Annotated in this window: 24 protein-coding genes; 4 read left to right on the top strand and 20 right to left on the bottom strand. The window is 44.5% G+C overall.

The window, feature by feature from the left end; translation table 11 throughout:
- Positions 1–9 precede the first annotated feature (9 nt).
- From dnaB to ABIE27_RS09450, 16 genes are all read right to left on the bottom strand, one after another.
- On the bottom strand, positions 10–1,449 hold the full coding sequence (gene dnaB / locus ABIE27_RS09525) for a replicative DNA helicase (RefSeq protein WP_429350396.1): 1,440 nt from the start codon (positions 1,447–1,449) through the stop codon (positions 10–12).
- A complete protein-coding gene (locus ABIE27_RS09520) occupies positions 1,418–1,753 on the bottom strand; it encodes a hypothetical protein (protein WP_429350395.1) in 336 nt (111 codons plus the stop codon). Before ABIE27_RS09520 ends, dnaB begins: the two co-directional genes overlap by 32 nt.
- A complete protein-coding gene (locus tag ABIE27_RS09515) occupies positions 1,740–2,684 on the bottom strand; it encodes a DnaD domain protein (RefSeq protein ID WP_429350394.1) in 945 nt (314 codons plus the stop codon). The genes ABIE27_RS09520 and ABIE27_RS09515 overlap by 14 nt, the downstream gene beginning before the upstream one ends.
- Before the next feature lie 49 nt (positions 2,685–2,733).
- The gene (locus tag ABIE27_RS09510) at positions 2,734–3,015 is read right to left on the bottom strand and encodes a hypothetical protein (RefSeq protein WP_429350393.1); all 282 of its coding nucleotides are present in this window, start codon (positions 3,013–3,015) and stop codon (positions 2,734–2,736) included.
- Positions 3,012–3,206 (bottom strand): hypothetical protein, encoded by a 195-nt coding sequence (locus ABIE27_RS09505; protein ID WP_429350392.1) that lies wholly within the window; start codon positions 3,204–3,206, stop codon positions 3,012–3,014. Before ABIE27_RS09505 ends, ABIE27_RS09510 begins: the two co-directional genes overlap by 4 nt.
- Before the next feature lie 195 nt (positions 3,207–3,401).
- A complete protein-coding gene (locus ABIE27_RS09500; RefSeq protein WP_429350391.1) occupies positions 3,402–4,109 on the bottom strand; it encodes an MBL fold metallo-hydrolase in 708 nt (235 codons plus the stop codon).
- Positions 4,109–5,143: a recombinational DNA repair protein (RecE pathway) gene (locus ABIE27_RS09495; RefSeq protein ID WP_429350390.1), complete on the bottom strand. Its 1,035-nt coding sequence runs from the start codon at positions 5,141–5,143 to the stop codon at positions 4,109–4,111. Before ABIE27_RS09495 ends, ABIE27_RS09500 begins: the two co-directional genes overlap by 1 nt.
- Positions 5,144–7,135, bottom strand: a complete 1,992-nt coding sequence (locus tag ABIE27_RS09490) for an AAA family ATPase (RefSeq protein WP_429350389.1) — start codon at positions 7,133–7,135, stop codon at positions 5,144–5,146.
- Positions 7,132–7,338: a hypothetical protein gene (locus ABIE27_RS09485; RefSeq protein ID WP_429350388.1), complete on the bottom strand. Its 207-nt coding sequence runs from the start codon at positions 7,336–7,338 to the stop codon at positions 7,132–7,134. Before ABIE27_RS09485 ends, ABIE27_RS09490 begins: the two co-directional genes overlap by 4 nt.
- A gap of 92 nt (positions 7,339–7,430) precedes the next feature.
- Positions 7,431–7,676: a hypothetical protein gene (locus tag ABIE27_RS09480; RefSeq protein ID WP_429350387.1), complete on the bottom strand. Its 246-nt coding sequence runs from the start codon at positions 7,674–7,676 to the stop codon at positions 7,431–7,433.
- An 89-nt stretch (positions 7,677–7,765) separates the two neighbouring features.
- Entirely contained in the window at positions 7,766–7,996 is a 231-nt protein-coding gene (locus ABIE27_RS09475) for a hypothetical protein (protein ID WP_429350386.1), read from the bottom strand.
- Entirely contained in the window at positions 7,993–8,265 is a 273-nt protein-coding gene (locus ABIE27_RS09470; protein WP_429350385.1) for a hypothetical protein, read from the bottom strand. Before ABIE27_RS09470 ends, ABIE27_RS09475 begins: the two co-directional genes overlap by 4 nt.
- Before the next feature lie 4 nt (positions 8,266–8,269).
- Positions 8,270–8,509 (bottom strand): helix-turn-helix domain-containing protein, encoded by a 240-nt coding sequence (locus ABIE27_RS09465; RefSeq protein ID WP_429350503.1) that lies wholly within the window; start codon positions 8,507–8,509, stop codon positions 8,270–8,272.
- A gap of 103 nt (positions 8,510–8,612) precedes the next feature.
- The gene (locus ABIE27_RS09460; RefSeq protein ID WP_429350384.1) at positions 8,613–8,858 is read right to left on the bottom strand and encodes a hypothetical protein; all 246 of its coding nucleotides are present in this window, start codon (positions 8,856–8,858) and stop codon (positions 8,613–8,615) included.
- Complete coding sequence (locus ABIE27_RS09455; RefSeq protein WP_429350383.1) at positions 8,858–9,184, bottom strand: DNA-binding protein; 327 nt, start codon at positions 9,182–9,184, stop codon at positions 8,858–8,860. The genes ABIE27_RS09460 and ABIE27_RS09455 overlap by 1 nt, the downstream gene beginning before the upstream one ends.
- Before the next feature lie 204 nt (positions 9,185–9,388).
- On the bottom strand, positions 9,389–9,634 hold the full coding sequence (locus tag ABIE27_RS09450; protein WP_429350502.1) for a helix-turn-helix domain-containing protein: 246 nt from the start codon (positions 9,632–9,634) through the stop codon (positions 9,389–9,391).
- 128 nt (positions 9,635–9,762) lie between these two features.
- Between ABIE27_RS09450 and ABIE27_RS09445 the strand changes: the two genes are divergently transcribed.
- From ABIE27_RS09445 to ABIE27_RS09435, 3 genes are all read left to right on the top strand, one after another.
- Positions 9,763–10,152 carry a helix-turn-helix domain-containing protein gene (locus ABIE27_RS09445; protein WP_429350382.1) on the top strand — a complete coding sequence of 130 codons (390 nt, stop codon included), beginning with the start codon at positions 9,763–9,765 and terminating at the stop codon, positions 10,150–10,152.
- A 205-nt stretch (positions 10,153–10,357) separates the two neighbouring features.
- Entirely contained in the window at positions 10,358–10,579 is a 222-nt protein-coding gene (locus tag ABIE27_RS09440; protein ID WP_308722448.1) for a helix-turn-helix domain-containing protein, read from the top strand.
- Positions 10,580–11,292: 713 nt separating this feature from the next.
- On the top strand, positions 11,293–12,510 hold the full coding sequence (locus tag ABIE27_RS09435) for a tyrosine-type recombinase/integrase (protein ID WP_429350381.1): 1,218 nt from the start codon (positions 11,293–11,295) through the stop codon (positions 12,508–12,510).
- Positions 12,511–12,596: 86 nt separating this feature from the next.
- Here ABIE27_RS09435 and ABIE27_RS09430 read toward each other — a convergent pair whose 3' ends face one another.
- Together ABIE27_RS09430 and ABIE27_RS09425 are read right to left on the bottom strand one after the other, a co-directional pair.
- Positions 12,597–12,806 carry a hypothetical protein gene (locus ABIE27_RS09430; protein WP_123065662.1) on the bottom strand — a complete coding sequence of 70 codons (210 nt, stop codon included), beginning with the start codon at positions 12,804–12,806 and terminating at the stop codon, positions 12,597–12,599.
- Between the two features lie 215 nt (positions 12,807–13,021).
- The gene (locus tag ABIE27_RS09425) at positions 13,022–14,299 is read right to left on the bottom strand and encodes a WD40/YVTN/BNR-like repeat-containing protein (protein WP_161556983.1); all 1,278 of its coding nucleotides are present in this window, start codon (positions 14,297–14,299) and stop codon (positions 13,022–13,024) included.
- A 346-nt stretch (positions 14,300–14,645) separates the two neighbouring features.
- Here ABIE27_RS09425 and ABIE27_RS09420 point away from each other — a divergent pair, with 346 nt between their 5' ends.
- The gene (locus ABIE27_RS09420) at positions 14,646–15,575 is read left to right on the top strand and encodes an L-lactate dehydrogenase (RefSeq protein ID WP_123065664.1); all 930 of its coding nucleotides are present in this window, start codon (positions 14,646–14,648) and stop codon (positions 15,573–15,575) included.
- 204 nt (positions 15,576–15,779) lie between these two features.
- Here the strand turns inward: ABIE27_RS09420 and ABIE27_RS09415 are convergent, their stop codons facing one another.
- Both ABIE27_RS09415 and ABIE27_RS09410 read right to left on the bottom strand, forming a co-directional pair.
- The gene (locus tag ABIE27_RS09415; protein WP_123065665.1) at positions 15,780–16,997 is read right to left on the bottom strand and encodes a chromate transporter; all 1,218 of its coding nucleotides are present in this window, start codon (positions 16,995–16,997) and stop codon (positions 15,780–15,782) included.
- Between the two features lie 23 nt (positions 16,998–17,020).
- Positions 17,021–17,953, bottom strand: a complete 933-nt coding sequence (locus ABIE27_RS09410; protein ID WP_123065666.1) for a tyrosine-type recombinase/integrase — start codon at positions 17,951–17,953, stop codon at positions 17,021–17,023.
- Between the last annotated feature and the right edge of the window lie 66 nt (positions 17,954–18,019).

The raw sequence follows: 18,019 nt of genomic DNA, 5'->3' as shown, positions 1-18,019 counted from the left end.
CGTTCCTCCTTATGCCCACTGGCGTTTATTCAAGTTCTTTGGTTGTTGTGACTGTTGCGGTGGCGTTGGCCCGTATGAATCGTTATGAGTCCGCTCGTAATTCACAAATTTATTGAATTGCTTCAGGAACACCAGCTCCACTGTTCCAACTGGACCATTACGTTGCTTCCCGATGATGATCTCTATAAGGTTTTTCTTCTCCGACTCCTGGTTGTAGTAGTCGTCCCGGTACAGGAAGGCTACGATGTCGGCATCTTGCTCAATGGATCCGGATTCCCTTAGGTCGGACATCATCGGACGCTTGTCCTGCCGTTGTTCAACCGCTCGGCTGAGCTGGGATAACGCAATGACTGGAACGTCCAATTCGCGGGCCAAGTGTTTCAACGTCCGGCTAATCATAGACACTTCCTGTTGGCGATTCTCGCTAGCTTTACCACGTCCTCCAGCGACTTCGATAAGCTGTAGGTAATCGATTACGATCATAGCCAAGCCCTTTTCTTTCTTGAGCCTCCGACACTTGGAACATATGTCTTGAATGGTGATCCCTGCCGAATCATCTACGTAAATGTTCGTTTCAGCCAAGGCCCCGATAGCTGTGGTCATCTTGATCCAGTCTTCATCTTGTATGTCACCCATCCGGATCGAGCTGGCATCGACGTTCCCTTCTGAACTGACAAGTCGTTGGGCAAACTGCCCATCGGACATTTCCAAACTGAAAAGTGCCACTGCATCGTTCGTATTCTTAGCGACATTTTGCGTGATGTTCAGTGCAAAAGCCGTCTTACCTACGGATGGCCGCGCAGCCACAATGATAAGGTCACTTCGTTGTAATCCACCTGTGATGCTGTCCAAGTCCTTAAATCCAGTGTGTAGCCCGTTGACGATTCCGTTCTTGACGTTGTATACACGCGTCTCTACGTCATCCACGAACCGCATGAGCACATCTTTGATAGGCTTGAAATCCTGTTTTGGTACAGCTCGGTCGGCAATCTTGGTGTGTGCTTGTTGAGCGCTAGCCAGCAACTGCGGAACCTCCGTTCCTGCCATCGCCTGTTCAATTTGCAGCCTGCTCATCCGAATAAAATCACGTCGTATAGCTGCGTCTTGCAACTGACGAATATACATGTCGTAATGAGTAACGTTGGATTGCTTTGGGACAGAACCTGCAAGTTCAGAGAGATATACTACTCCACCAACATCCTCCAACTCGCCTTTATCTTTCAATCGCCCCATAAGCGTAACTACATCAACAGGGTCATGATTCTCTACCAGCTCAGCAATGGACTGGAATATCAGACGGTGTTTTGCACTAAAGAAAGTATCGAAATCGAGTCTTGTTACGATTTCTTCGGCCATTTCAACATCAATCAAGGCCGCCCCTAGTACTGTCTGTTCATGTTCAAGGCTATAAGGTAATTCAGGTGTTCCGAAGCTTTGCAAGTAAATCATCCTTCCATCCGGGCGGCGGCAGTGTAGCCTTTGTCCGGCTTACTTCTCGTTGATCAAGATATGCCCTGGTTTCTGCCAGCTCACGTTCTCGGGCAAACTGATCAGCGGCAAACCCTCGTATCTCAGAAATCTTGGGGTAAAAACTGTTTGTCTCGATGTGCCGTTGAACGTTTTGCACAGCCGTTTCGAAAGGGAAATCCTTCAACGCCTTGAGATGGCGGTCTACGTTCTCGTCACTGTCATCAAAATTGGGATATTCATCGGTGATGACCATGAACAAACGAATAACATCAGCCCTTTCCACGCGCTTCCTCCTCCCTTAGCCGTTGCTGTAAGCTGTCTCTCTTTTGTTGTTGCCTGGTTGGTTGTTGCCTGCGCCCATACTGCTGTGATGGACTGATCTTCGCTGGAACAACCTTATTTGCCTCAAAAGCAGCGTCTAAAGCTTTTGCCGCTTCAAGCGTATGAGCACCCGACCTCAGGTAATCATTCAAAATCTTTGTTATAAGGGTGAACCTGTACCCTGTTGATGCCAATGCTGCTCGCTCCATTGCTCGTATGACCACTGCCTCATCAATCTTGTCTTCGTCGATGTAAGAAATGAGTTGTTGTCCTTGGAATGGATTGCATTCAAATCCAAACACTCGCTTGTGAGCTGAGTAAAATGATTCGTACTCCGGATCAGGTGGACGATCAATTTGATTCTCGTTTGCAGTAGCAGATGATGAAGCAGAAGAAGAAAGAAGAAGATCTTTTAATACAGGGTCTAAAATTTGTTCCACTTTCTGTTCTACTTGCGGAAAGTGGTTTAATTTTTGTCCCACTTTCTCACCTACCCCGTCAAAGTGGTCTAAATTTTGTTCTACTTCCTGACCTACTTCTTCTGAGTAGCTATCAGAGTGGTTCAAATTTTGTTCCACTCCGACACCCAGCAGATCAAATTCAACGCTGTAATCTCCTTTGGATTGTCCTCTTGGCGGTTGAATGTACGCAATCAATCCGGCATCAACGAGCTTCTTTCGATGAGCATTTAGCGTACCTTTGTTCGTAATTCCCGTTTGAACCATGAGATCCGTATTGGTCATTTTCCATGCCTTACGCCAACCAAGCTTTGCACTGCGTCGCCACAAGGCAACCATTATGGCTATACCTTCAGGACCAAACTCTTCCGGCCCGCCAATGGCTTCAAATTGTTCCAGAAGCCCGGAAAGGGTCGGTCTGGCTGTCTCGGTCACTTGCGTCTCCCCCTCCCGTAGCAGCCGTGAATTTATTCATTTGCACAAATTAATATCTCTTTACTGCGTGAATCTCGGCATCGAGTTTGCATTTAATTCCATGCGTGGTGAGCATTCCGACTTCTACCCCACTACTCAACTCAGAGACGACAATGTTAATAAAATCCGGCATCTTATCACGTTCTCCTACTACGGCCATTTGAGCACCCAGCGCATATGCCACAGCTCTAAAATATTCAACTGTTGCACCTGGTCCTACAGTTGTTGCTTCATCAAGTAACTTTTCCATGCTTTCGAAGACATTCAAACTTAACTGTTGTTGACTGCTCACTTTGGTTGCCCCTTCCCTAAACCGATTCGGACTTGCTCTTGTACCCTTGCCCAAGCATCTTCATAAGCGGCGGTCGGATCGTCACCGTCATGCAGCTCCATAACAATGTTCGCTTCCACCTTCACACTTTGGAAATTGCCGAGATTCTTTGTGAAGGAAGCCCCGACAGAGATTTGCTTTACCTTAGGCATTTTCAGTGCCCCTTTCTATGTTGCAAGAATACGTGCGGATACTTGGCCCGCTTGACCTCCCAATCCGGGTACCCGCGTTCAAAGTAAGCCCGTGTTTCCCGTTGAAATGCCGCCTTATCAGTGTCGAACAGCTGCCAGATCCGCTTACCCATCATGCTCTTGAGTAGCGGTTTGCCTGTCAGATCGTCCATACCATCACCTACCCGCTACATATACCAATTTGCCTGTGAGGGCCGCTATTTCGCGATTGAACAGTTCTTCATCGCTGTTGTTGTCTGACAGGTGAAGCAAGTGAATTTCTTGTACCTTCCGCATGTCATTCGCCCGGATGAAGTCCTTCACGTTCTCCAGGCTAAAGTGAGAACGAAGCAATCTATGTTTCATCACCGCCGGCACACGGCCAGCGGCAATATTTTGATTAAGAATCTGAATGGAATAATTGCATTCCACCATGATGTGAGTAAGTCCAGAAAACCGATGCTTGATGTAATAGGTATCAGTTGCGAATAAAAGCTTGTCCCCTGCTGTATTTGCGAGAAGGAAGCCCAAAGGCTCCGCAGCGTCATGTTGCACATCAAACGGTAGAATCGACCAAGTACCAATCGTGTAAGGCTCAAGGGCAGATACACGATGTACACGGTGGCTATCCAACTTCAAAGCATCTGCGGTACCGGCACTGGTGTAAATGTTCACGCCTGCTTTGATCAAGTCTTTAACGGCTGCCGAATGGTCCCCATGTTCGTGACTTATGAGGCATCCGGCCAATGATGAAACCCGAAATGCAAGACCGCGCTGAATGTCCTTATAGCGTAGCCCTGCATCCAGCAGGAGCGGGGTTTTCCCGTCCGTAATCCGGTAGGCGTTACCCGCGCTGCTGGAGCCAAGCGATGTGATTTCAATCATCAGAAAGGCGCCTTGTCCGATTTCCCGTCATCCGGATCACCGAACTCCATCTCTGGCTGCCCATCTCCTGAAGGTTCATCGTTTGGAACATCGTTCAGGTGTGGCGGGGTAACATCGATGATGTTTTGATTCGCGTTAGCTCTGATTTCCTCTGAAACCTCAGCTTCTGCCTGGTCATTCTCAATTTGTTTAAGACGCAAGTAATCATCGTCGATCTTTTGCGAGTCAATCGTGATGTCGTTGTGCGCCGCACGATAAACGGTTTTCCAGACCATTTTGTCGTACCATCCTTCCACCGTTTCCGTACCTACCTTTTTACCTTTCTCCCATTTGTCTTTCTCGCCTCCCCAGAACTCCGCACTAGCTTTTTCTGGTTTTCTTTTCTCAATCTCTTTAATCGTCATCATGACCAACTTGTTTTTCTCAGGGGTTTTGATAAAAGAGTGAAAATAAAATCCACCAAGGATGGTTCCGCGGTCAAAAGGGTTTTTTATCTCAAATTCATAACTCTCATGTGGGTGGTTTGCATCTTTCTTAATAGGTGCAAAGTAATCATTTGAGTAAACCAGCTCAACAGTTACGTGGTCCGGAACTTCCAATCCGTATTTTACTGATTTGAGTTCAATGCCCCGGTACCCTTCGATAAAGCCGATATCGTACTTACCTGAATTGTTGTTTTTAAAAGGGATCAGATTGATGTGATTTGCCTGAGCTGGGTCAAATCCGATCCGTGCATAAGCAACTACATCGCGTGACAACTTATCCATGTTCACGTTCGCCCAGGTCATAGGAACAGGATCACGATACTGATCAGATTTCTTCAGACGCTTTTCTTCTGCAGTCTTTAGGACTCCATCCAAAGCAATAAAGTAATTCTGTGCAAGACGTTTCTGGAAGTTGGTAAGGGCAACTTCACCAACACTTGAACCAAATTCAGATATGACTTTCGCCATGAAACGTTCGGATTGTGTTGGCTCTGTTTTTGCAATAGCTTGCTCCCCTGTTTGGGGAGCCTGTTGGTTTTGTGTAGACAATTAAATCGCCTCCTGGATGTCGTTATATTCTAATCGAAGCTTTTTATCGTCCTCAGATACCACCAAACGAATCACTTGGGCATCTGTAGGAATCAGTTGTGTAACAGCTTCAGCATTGTCCACGAAGATCGGAGCACTGAATCCGTAATGCTGTCCCAACGTGTTGATGATGTCTAAGCCGACATTGATTCGAGCAGCGTTATTTAAACCACCCTCGTAAGGAACACCGTTATAGAGTGTCTTGCAAACGTCCTTAAGGCCGCCGTTGATTTGTTCCTCAAAGAGTCTGAACCGGGCATATTTGAATTTGCTGTTGATCTTGGATTCCAACATGCTGACCTTTGTACGAGTGAATTCCTCAGTCAAGAACAACTCATGTTCAAGGCGTTCGTATTCAGTAGCCAACTTCCGTTCAAACTCAGCCAGCTCAGTGATTCGCTTTTCAGTGGCAGCTACAGTCGCCAGCTTTGCTTTATCGGATTCCAAGTCGTCCACTTGTGAGCGGATCAACCTGATCTCCGATTGCACTTTACCAATTGCATCAGCAGCAGACGAACGAAGTTGCTCAATCTCTGCACGTACTGTCTCAGCTTCACGTCGTTTGGATTGATACTTGGTATTGTCAGCAGGATCAGCAATGTTGGTTTGTAAGCTTTGCAGGGTTGCTTCGGCAGCCATAATTTCCGCTGCTTTAGATGCGATTTCCTCCTGCAGCTTGCCCATCTCACTTTCAAGTTCTTTCAACGAATTTTCTAGTTCATTCTTCTCTGCTGCGGCCAGCTTACCGTCAGCACTAATCGCTTCAAGTCGTTTTGACTTGTCCAGATTAAATGCTTCAAGCGCTTTGTCCTTAGCAGACTGCACTTGATCGGCCGGAAGGGTTTGTCCGCACGTTGGGCAGTTGGTATCATGCTGATGCTCATGCACCGGATATTGAAGGCTATCAAGTGACGTCCATTCAGCCCTTAACCTGTTAACTTGGCTATCAGCACGAGTGATTAGCCCTTTATAGCGCTCCGCTCCCCGCTGTACCGTATTCAGCCTAGATTGCAATTCGGACGCTTCACCTTTCAGTTGCCCGATCCAACCGCGCTGACCAGCAACCGCCTGCAAGCCGTCTGCCTGAATCACTTGCTTAATTTCGACCAGCTCCGCATTGATCTCACGCAAGCAGATTTCCTTGGATGACAATTCACCGCCTGAGTGAATCCGTTGGAGTTCAGCAGTCTTTGCATCCACTCTGCCACGCATCGTATCGATGTCTTCCTGCAGGAGTTCAGCATCCAGGTCGGACACATCTGGCATACTTCGACGGGCTTCATCAATGCGAACCGGAATCTTATCCAGTTCCTTATTGATCTCAGCACGGCGGGCCACAATTACCTTGCGGTGATCCTCAAGGCTACGGTCGCCCAGGATGTCTGTCAGCGGCGCAAGTTGCTTATTGCCTGCAATAATCTCTTCATCTGTCATATCCCCACACACATCAAGCAACACCTTACGCCGTGCATCTGGTTTAAGAATCTCGTTAAAGTAAGCAGGATTGGTCAGCAACTTGAAGATATCTTCACTGATCAGTGCATCAATCTCAGATTTGTATTGACCTTGTTTGACTGGAACACCATCCACGTAATAATCCGTTGTATGCCCCCCAAATTCAGCCGCTGCTTGTCCCCGTTTACGTGTCCACTTCTCAGCGAACACCTTCTTGAAAGAACGGCGGCGACGATCAACCATCAGGATAGCTTCGACTTCATGTTGCAAGCCGTGTTCAACAACTTTCCCGTTCTCATCCAGGCCTTTAATTTCGAAATCCGTTCGGTTCTGACTGTCTTTTCCGAACAGCGTCCAGACGAATCCATCAAACAAAGTTGTCTTGCATGTGGCGTTATCTCCGTAAATGGAAATATTCTTACCTTCAGCATCTAGTACAAAATCCCGTAACCCTTTAAAATTACGGAGAATTAGGGATATCAAAGTGATTTGTTTCATGCACTCACAACCCCTTTTGATTGAAAGTGTAGGTTGATGGCTTGTGCCATTGCCGCAAGTTGATCATCACCGGCCATCAATTCAACCGATCCAAATGAACCGGAAACAGAAAGGATAGCAGGTGTGTAATGCATCGCTGGCTTAACAGCAGCGTCAATGGTTTGAGCGGATAAGTCGAGAGTGATAGCAGTCGTTTTACTCATAACGTCCTCCTTGTTTGACACGGCCACCCATGGTAAGATGGCCATGTATACTATTCAATTTTCAATGTTCTGAAATAGCCCGCTGCAACGGGCTATTTTTCATTTAATTCCTCTTGCACTTCAGCAAGCGCCTCTTGTACTTTTTCGTGTGCCTCTTCCAACTCTTCTGCCTGATCTCGGATCGTCTCCAGTTGGGTAATCACATCGTTGAGCTCGCCTTCAGTAAATTCCGCTAATCTGCGAAGAATGTAAGGTGTGTTATTTATGGCATCGTTTGTGTCATCTGCAAGACTGCTGAGCAGGTTCAGAACCTTACTCACTGATTCATGAATTTTCATCCGCTCGGTTCCTCCCTTCATATGTATTTGCGGTTACCCGCGACCATCGCCCCAAAGGGCTAGGTTTCGTCAGCTCCGCAGCGGACTCATCAGGCGGTAATTTGTTCTATTGCTATCACTGCACGGACCATATACTCCGTCGGCAACTCTCTCAGACTAGTAGCTGCATTCTGCCAGCTTGTGAACACATTCATTCGCTCACTACGGTATGCATCAATACCGGAAGCGGCTTCTCTTGCTGGAACTGAACTACTCGCCCTCAAAGCCAAGGTAGAAGCAACATAGTTGTCGATGATCATCTGTGCCAGTTGTTCGTTCATATTGATTCCCCCTTGCGCTTTTGCTCGGGAGACGATAAAATGAGCAACACAAGAGACTTTAACCGAGTTCTCAAACCAAGCGTTCGGCCCGCCAGCCGGACGTTTTTCATTTCTGCTTCCGCAAACCGGATCATCCGGTTAAGATATTCCTCTGCGTTCTCCATTCTTCCAGGCAACATTCTTTCAGGTTCCTTCCGTATCAACTTCAAATTATGTAAAGAATGTTTCCCAGCCTGTAGCGCTTCAGTTGCCAATTGTTCACGCGACATTCGTTTATCCCCCCATCAGTCTTTGAATCATTCCGATCCCGTCCATGCCGTACAAAAATGTGACTATGACTTCCCTGGCTCCTGTAACCTCAGCCCAGTTCAACATTGTGTTCATATCTGGTACCTTGTGGTCCTTTTCAAATTTTGAAACGCAAGCCTGCGTACGATTCAGCTTGTCCGCTAATTGTTCTTGGGTAAGACCAGCCTTTTCTCTGCAAGCCCGCATGATTGCCCCAAACTTCATTTCCAACCACGTTCACCTCCCCTCGAATTATTCCAAATCGGAATGGTAATGCTATTAACAACGGATTATGATTATTTCAAGAGCTACCCCGCTCATGATCCCTTCATCTCCCGCCAGCCGGTACAGCTCGGCGGGTTTCTTGTATCTTACGGATCTGATTCTCAGCTTCACGTTTTAAAGACTTCAACTCTCTTTGAGAGATAAGATGCGGATTCTTGCACTGGCGTTCAAGTGATAACGTATGATCGATTGCTTGATCCATTGTCATTTTGCCAACATGAACTCTGGTGACAACACCAGCGATAAAGCATGCTCGGGATGTTGGCTTGATCCAGTGGAACTTCAACATTAAGCTATCCCTTCTTTCTGTCGGTGGTAGGCGACTGCGTTATCCTTGATCCACTCGGTATGTTCATCAATCCAGATCATTAATGAATGAAGTGGTATCCTGGGATGTCCGAATTCACGTATTACAGGGAAATCAGCACGATTGAGAAGTTCGGAAGCCTTTGTAGGACCAACCCTAAGGAATTCCATTAATTCTTTTTTATCCATGAGTGCTGGATATTTTTTTAAGTCGTCCTTTATTGAAAGGTCAATCTTACTGAGAGCATCTTCGACTGCCTTTGAAATGTACTGTTGAAGTTCCGTAGGATCTAGTTCGATTTTGAACAATTCAATAACCTCCTCACTTTGTCGGGTATTTACTATTATAAAAATTTGAAATTTCCCAAATATTAAATGTGATTCATCTCAAACGGACGTAAGCGAACGTCTGCGAATGATAAATTTGAATATTTTTGAGCAAACGAACGTGTACAAATGTAAGTGAATGTGGTAATTGGAAAATTTGGAGCAGGTTCTTGTCAAGTGTTTTTTCTAACCCGTTCCTCTTTCCAAAGTACACGTTTCGTGTAGTTCATAATCAAAAAAAATTTCCTGTACAGTTTTCTTGAAATGATTAGCAATTCTTATTTTAATTTCATCCTTCGGAACACGTTGAGCATTCTCATACATTTGCAATGCGCTAACACTTATTCCAATAGCTTGAGCTGTTTCTTCTCTGCTATCGTCTCCTCGCAGTTCCAATAATCGTTTAGCTATTAAAGTTTTCAAAATGTGCACCGCCTTTCTAAACACGTTTCGTGTTGCTTTTATTATAAACAGCACGAAACGTGTACGTCAACACATTTTGTGTTGTTTAATTATTTTTAACACGTACTGTGTTATTATTGTGAATGGGTGATAAATCAATGGCCACTTTTGGGCAAAAGTTACGTGCAATCCGCACGGAAAACAATTTAACGCAAAAAGACCTCGCGAAAATATTCAAGGTCAGTGAAAGTGCGATTAGCATGTATGAAAGAGATGAAAGAGAGCCTTCCTTTAAATTTACAAACGAAGTAGCGAGTCGATTTAATGTAAGTACAGATTACTTGCTTGGAAGAACTGAGGTAGAAAATAACGGAGAAACAGCTAAAATTTCCAAAGGAGTAACAGAATTTCTCAATGCTGTAGAGCTATCTGATGATGAAGCTTTGTTGAAATTAAAAGGAATGTTACTTCACAAAGGGAAAGAACTTTCAGATGATGCTATAAGAGAAATTATTTCTTATGCTCGCTACAGAGCAACTCAGAAATAACATCTGGTATTTCATACCCTAATGCTTCAAATATCTCTATAACTTCGTATTTATCAGTTTTCTCTAAATCCATGATGTCACTTCCGTTCTAAAATTCTCTAAAATGCGAACAAGTGTTTCTGTTAAGTATAATACTAACATGTATTCGCATGTTTGGTAAATCTATTACATTATTTTCTCAGCATATTTTAAAAGGAGTAGCGCGATGCGGTATGAACCGGATCGTTGCCGTCTAAAAGAATTATATCGTACTACTGGGATAAACCAACGAATGGTCCACATCATCACTGGTATTGCTGAAAGCCAACTCAGTCAATATGCAAATAATAATCAGACAATGACTTTAGGGATCGCTTATACAATTTCTAAAGCCATGAAATTACCTGGACCTCATGTCCTATACACTTGGCGCGAAATCTCAGAATAATTCTTTAACGGCTTGGAGGGTGAATACCCTCCCGATTCGGCAAAAACTTTATTAGGTAGTAAAGTTTTTATTCTACTTCTCTGCTAACCTTTGATATAAATCACTCTTATCCGTAACAACTCAACCATTGTCTTGTTTGAAAACAGCTTCAGCTTCATCAAAGCCAACAATTATAAGTAAGCGTGGAAATTCCATCCCCTCGTATTCCAATAATGTACGAAGTGATGTTATACATACCCAGGTTATTAGCATATAAGAGGGTAATTTCGGACGAAGTCTCTGTGTAATCTGTTTATAGAAAAGGAGAGAAACGGATGTATGAATATCTAACTATTTTCATTCGGACTATGGCTCATTTAGGAGTATTACTATTCGGATTTAAAAGTATAGTGGCGCTTATAAAAAGAAACGGAGATATTAAACTCTATTCAACATTGACATTAATTTGTTTACTTGTCTCACTCCGAACAAACGGACATCTTCCATTGGGAATTAGTTTTCCGCTTTCTATTGCTGGGATCGCAGGGATTGTTTTTTTTGGAACAATGGGGGTTTATTTCTTTTATAAGAGAAACATTTTTTATAAAAAATGTCTTCTCTATGTCATAATCTCGATTTTCCTCATAGGTCTGTATTACAAATGATGTGCCCCTCAGGGGCTTTTCTTTAACAAATTTACCCGAACACATGTACTGGAAAGGGAGCTGACAACCATGGCATCTTACACGAAAATTAAAGCGAATAATAAGCAAGGCTATAAGTGGATTTGTACATTGGAGGGGCCTCCTGATCCTCTTACGGGCAAAAGAAAGCAAATACCTCGACGAGGAGACACTCAGAAAGAAGCGCTCGCTCGCGCTCAAGCAGTGTTTAATCAATTAGCAAAGGGGATTAATGCAAAAAAGAATAAGAGTTTAGTCTTTGCAGATGTGGCTGCAGAATGGTTTAGGGCATATTCTAAAGGAAAGGTTAAAAAACGAAGTATTGTAACCAGAGGAGTTGAAATCAAGACCTTAAATAAACATTTTGCTAAAAGAAAAATCTCCATCATTACTCATAGAGATTTCCAAGAGTTCTTGTATCAATTATTTGATCAAGGATATTCTTTTAATACTATGAGCGGTTTCAGAACCACTGCAAATATGATTTTTAAATACGCCATTAAAAACAAGTATATTCTTGATAATCCGACTACAGATTCCTTGATTCCTGTTAAAATGTTAACTGTGTCTGAAATAGAAAATAAAGATAAACTTATTGAAGAAAAATATTTAGATCGTGATGAATTAATAAATTTTTTCAATGTCATAAATACTTATGGAATCTACCTAGATAAAGAAATTTTTTATCTACTCGCATTCTCTGGATTTCGATCCGGTGAACTTTGTGCGCTTAAATGGCCTGACATTGATTTTGATGCAAATCAAATTAGAATAACCAAAACCTTACATGCCAAAAGTTTCATTGAGTACGAACTTACACCACCTAAAACAACTTCTTCTATAAGAGTTGTGCCTATAGACGAATCTATAATCAATATGTTAAAAGAATTTAAGAAAGATTGCAAAGGTACATATCTTCGCAATAAAACTTTATACAAGGATTATCATGATGAGAATTTCGTATTCTGTAAGCCGAATGGATATCCAGTTCACCAAAAATATATTCTAACAAGAATGAAGCAACTAATGAAAAAAACACTCATAAAGAAGCACGCTACTCCCCACATTTTCAGACATACTTACATTAGCATGCTTGCTGAAGCAGGTGTCGACCTAAAGACCATTATGCAAAGAGTAGGTCACCGAGATGAGAAAATAACACTTGGAATATACACACATGTTACTCAAAAGATGCAGAAGAATGCTGACCAAAAATTAAAAACACACTTTGCTGAAGTATTGAATATGAGTGTGTTGCAGGATATGTGATTTTTTCTGTGATTTTTTCAAAAAGAATACCCCCTTTCGGGGGTAAATCGTTGATACAACGCCATGTTCATCTCCACTTTCTTTCACTAGGCGTACATCATATCCATGAATCCACGGGTTACATCTACGCCTTCTGCTGGTTCCGGCTGGTCTTTCTCTGCATGTGCAGCCATGCAAGCTTTCACTGCTTCTTCAGTGGTACAACGGTTAGCATCGTCACATGTGTAGCATAAGTGAAGCATGTATCTTGTTAATTCATCCGCCTGCGTGAATTGAGTTTGACCGTTGGTTCTCATCTTCATCACTCCTTTTCTTCTTGAGTTAAATATAACATCATTTTCACGATTTATTTGTGATTTATTTCACAATGTATCAAAAAATTAAACTAAAAATAAAGGGAAAACCTCATCCGAGATTTCCCCCTACTCTTTCCACTTCTATGCTACTTCCATACCCGAGATTTAATTCTGATTAATGCTCGATCTCATTCGTTAAACGGAGTAGCGGCACATTAAAGAACTTTCCAATGTTCTCCGCCATCTACGGTTTGCAGTAGTAGCGATCGTTTGGCATCGGTGTTCTCCACTAAGATCCAGCCGAGCTTCGGCGATACCATCTGCATTTTCACAATTTCAGGATAGTCTTTGAAAATCTTTTCTAAAACACTGCTCGCAGGATAGGCTGTCCATGTTTTTCCTGTATCTTTCGTGTAATACATGATGCCCTTCTGCATTGCCCAGCCTTCGGACGGACTCAGAAACACAGGCGGCAGATTGCGGTTGATCCCTGTTTGTTTGTTCAAGTTAAACGAGTACTGCTTCCAGCTTACTCCACCATCTGCTGTGAAGAAACCGCTGAATGAGTTGCTCTCTCCACTGGCACAGGACAAGGACATCCAGGCCGACTTGGCTTCACGTCCAAAAAATTGAGGTGCACTAATCGTGAAATTACCACAAGCTTTGAATTTATCCCGGTCAAAAAAGGAAGAACCCGTTCTCCACTGTTCACCACCATCTGATGTCACATACAGCTTCGGTGTACCGAACTCTATGGCAGTCAGGAATCCATGCTTGGAGTCTGAAAATGTCATACCCGTGGTGTAGCCACGTTTTGAAATTTCACCCGTTTTGGATTTATCCTTGTCATCACTGGAAGTCATTCGCTCCCAAGTTGTACCTCCATCCTGAGTACGATACAGGTTCTTGTCCTGTTTACCAATTCCCGTATCTAGCGTCGTCAGAACCCAGCCTTTCTCGGGAGAGACAAAGGATATTGCTGTTACCTTATCCGTCTTCGACAAGGAAGACAAACTCCAGCTCACGCCTCCATTATTGGTACGCAGCACAATCGTATCTGTGCCTCCCATCCCCTCTCGCACAATCCAGCCATGCATACGATCTACAAAATAAATACTTTCTCCATATTTCGGATTAGCCGGGAATTGCACATTCTCTGAAGGTGAAATGTTGATCCACGTTTTTCCCTGATCCTGAGTGTAATAGAGCCGGAGCGCATTACGTGTAACTCCCCAGGCCAAGCCGCCGTTATCGTTAATGAGTTGAAAATCGGTCAAACGTGTCTGAATTTGATATTTGGCCATCTCCGCTGCTTCGGTGTTATTGTTTGTCGGGGGTACAACGGTAAGGGTCTGACCAACGTTACCGCCGTCATCCTGTTCCTGAGGTTCTGCAACTGGCGGCTGTTCCGTTTTGGTACATGCAGCCAGCAACATCATGATGCCTATAGACAGCAGGGCTGTCTGCGCGATTTTTTTCCATTGCAAACGCAAGTGGGTTCCACCTCTCTCATTCATCAGACAGACGCGCATGTCCTGTGACGAAGTTATATTTACGATTCATCAGAATCCACTGCTCCTATTCTACCACAAACTTCGACCTAAAGGCTCATACCGATGGGTAACTTGACGAATGTTGAATATGTTTGCCGATTTTTGTCCTCTAATAAAAAATGTTGGTTATTTTTTGATCGTGTGAAGTCCATTTAACTACGTTTTTAGCGGATTTTTTCTGGTAACTGGGATATGTTGTGAAAAAAGTTATAGACAAAACTCGCTTTATCTCCTCATATCCCTTAATATGGATGGTAGTATACCCAAAAAGGAGAGGATAAAGATTATGACAACAAGTTCAGCATTGAAGCCCAGTCGTGTCGTTATTATTGGCATGGGTGCGGTAGGAACAACAACGGGGTACACGCTTATGCTCAGACAGCGTTCGTCCGAGTTGGTATTTGTGGATGTGAATCATGACAAGGCAACCGGCGAAATGCTGGATATGAACCACGGTTTACCATTTACCGGTGGCGTTAAAGTGTGGGCAGGTGACTATTCCGACTGCAAAGATGCTGATATTATTATCATTACTGCGGGTGCTTCCCAAAAACCAGGCGAGACTCGTATTGATTTGCTGAAGAAAAATGCAAGCATTTTCAAAGACATCATTGATCGAATTACCGAAGTCAACTCGCACGGTATTTTGTTGATTGCTACGAACCCTGTCGATATCTTATCCTATACTTCCTGGAAACAAAGCGGCTGGCCGGCATCCCGGGTCATCGGCTCAGGTACATTGCTGGACAGCGCACGATTCCGTTATCTGATCGGTAAAAATAAAGGCATCGACCCCCGCAGCATTCACGCTCACATCATCGGTGAACATGGGGATTCAGAGGTGCCTGTCTGGAGTCTGGCAAACGTTGCGGGAACAGACCTTGAACTGGACGAAGAAACCCAACAAGAGATTTTCAACAGCACCAAAAATGCAGCTTACGAGATCATTAATGCCAAAGGAGCCACTTCCTATGCCATCGCCTTGGCGCTTGATCGTATTGTAGCTGCAATTCTTGGTAACGAAGGCTCCGTGCTAAACGTTTCCACACTGCTTGAAGATTATAACGGCGTTTCAGACGTATATCTGGGTGTTCCTTGTGTCGTCGATCGCCATGGCGTGCGTGAAATTCTGCCTCTTCCGTTGAATGAAACCGAGAAATTGGCTTTTCAGGCATCTGCGAACAAATTAAAAGAACAGATTGCCGGACTGGAATAACCTATACTTTTATACATTAGAATAAGACCATCCAACAACTCTGCATAGAGTTTGGGATGGTCTTTTGATATTATGTGACAGGACACTCCACTTCCTCACAAGATTATCGTTTAATTTCAGCCGTTCATGATTATCATTAATGATTTCAATCTTTGCCTTTTCTTTATTTTTAGTTTACATAATAATAATGACGGAAACTAAAATTCAGTTCACAATCATACCTCCAGCGAGACCTACTAAAACGATGATCCATGGTGGACACTTCCAGAAGGTCAGTAGTACAAAGAGGATACATACCAGCGCAAAATCAGCAGGCGACAACACAGCTGTTGTCCACAATGGTTGATAGAGTGCGGCTAGCAGAAGACCTACAACGCCTGCATTGATTCCAGCTAACGCACCTTGCATATGCGGATTACCGCGAAGCACATTCCAGAAGGGCAACGCACCGATAATGAGCAAAAATGCAGGTAAAAATATAGCCATTGTAGCAATAAACGCTCCTGCTCCGCCCATCGAAACGGCCCCAAGATACGCGGCAAAAGTAAACAAGGGGCCAGGAACCGCTTGTGTTGCCCCATATCCAGCTAGAAAGTCATCTCTGCTCACTAAACCGTGAGATACGAGCTCTTGTTCCAGCAAGGGTAACACGACATGCCCTCCACCAAATACCATGGAGCCTGCTCGGTACATCGAATCGAAAAGAGCGATCCACTCCATGTTTATGGCCTGCCGCAGGATTGGCAACAGGACAAGCAGACCTGCAAAAGCGATTAAACAAAGCACAGCCAAGCTGTGACGTATGGGAACATTCATTTTGACAGCAGGAGCGGCCGGTACATTGCGGTACACCCACCAACCAATGAAACCTGAGAATAGGATCAATACGACCTGACTATAAGGAACCGTCCATAGTAGAGCAGTCGCGGCCACGGACACAGCGATGGTAATCCTCACTTTATCCGGGGTAAGCTTCTGAGCCATGCCAAGTATAGCATGAGCAACAATCACCACAGCTACAATTTTTAAACCGCTAATCCAGCCCGCATGGCTCACATCGTAACCTTTTAAAATAAAAGCAAATGCCACTAATATGAGCACGGATGGAAGGGTAAATCCAATCCAAGCCATTAATCCACCAAGCAGACCTGCACGCATGACACCGATCCCAATCCCAACCTGACTACTGGCTGGTCCAGGGAGAAATTGACACAAGGCCACAAGATCAGCATAACTCTGCTCATCCATCCATTTTCGTTTGCGTATATACTCATTATGAAAATAGCCCAAATGCGCTGTCGGGCCTCCAAAAGAGGATAAACCCAGCTTGGCAGCAACCATAAGCACTTCCCATAGCGTCCGCCATCGGTTTCGTGTAACAGCTTGATCCTGGTCATTCGAAGCTGGATTGCCCGTCTTCATGCTCGCCCATCTCTCCTAGCAGGTCATGTGTTGTTGTGAACTGGAAGTTTGACATCCAGCAAAGCCATCGCCTCTTCTTTTTCCCTGCTGGTGACATGGGTGTATACCGTTGTCGTTTGAATGGAGGCATGTCCAAGCAGTTCCTGTACCGTGCGCAGATCTGCTCCACGCCGCAACATCATGGTCGCGAACGAGTGACGCAGCTTATGGCTGGAATAGCTTTGGCGCTGATGAACAGGAGCTTCCTGCTGGAAGCGTTCGAAGGTTTCAGTTGAGATGAGTTGAATGCTGCGAATGGACAGACGCTTTCCCTTTTGCGATACAAACAGGGCTTCTTCCTTCTCCCCTCTCCACGGATTCAGCCGCTCTTCAAGAGCCTGAGATAACACTTCTGCAACCGTCTCAGGAACTGGGATCGATCTCCATTTTCGTCCCTTCCCGAACACATCGAGTGTGCGTCGCTCGGGGTTGTAGTCTTTACAATTGAGGGCATGGACTTCTCCCACCCGAAGTCCCATATAACCCATTAGCAGGAACAACGCCAGGTTGCGGATGCGATATTTCCCTTCGACGGATGCCAAAAATCGCGTCAAACCGCCTTCATCTAGAAAGACCGGAGCACGATTTTTCTCGGTTTTGGACTTTTTGATGCCAGAAGCCGGATTGCTCGCCAGCACTTCGAGTTCAATGAGAGACTTGTAAAAGCAGTTGACTGCCGCGTGTTTACGGTTCCGGGTAGCATCACTCACGCCACGCTCCCGTGCACGAGACAGAAAAGCAAGCACATTCAACTTTTTCACCTGCTCCAGCGACTTTCCTTGGATAGAGGTAAGGAATTCTGTTACGTCCCCCGTGTAGGATTTGACCGTATATCCGGTGTATCCGGCATCCTTCATCCAGATATGAAAGGCTTGCAACTCATCCCCATACTGCTCCTGAACCTCTTCATTGATCATCTGCTCTTGTCACCTCCACTGACTTCAATTGTACTGACTGACGTGAATGCAATGTATTTCTACTTC

The sequence above is a fragment of the Paenibacillus sp. 4624 genome (genome assembly GCF_050435065.1).
GTDB lineage: Bacteria > Bacillota > Bacilli > Paenibacillales > Paenibacillaceae > Paenibacillus > Paenibacillus amylolyticus_D.
The sequence above is the reverse complement of the archived record's forward strand: the minus strand, read 5'-3'. Positions and strand labels throughout refer to the sequence as shown.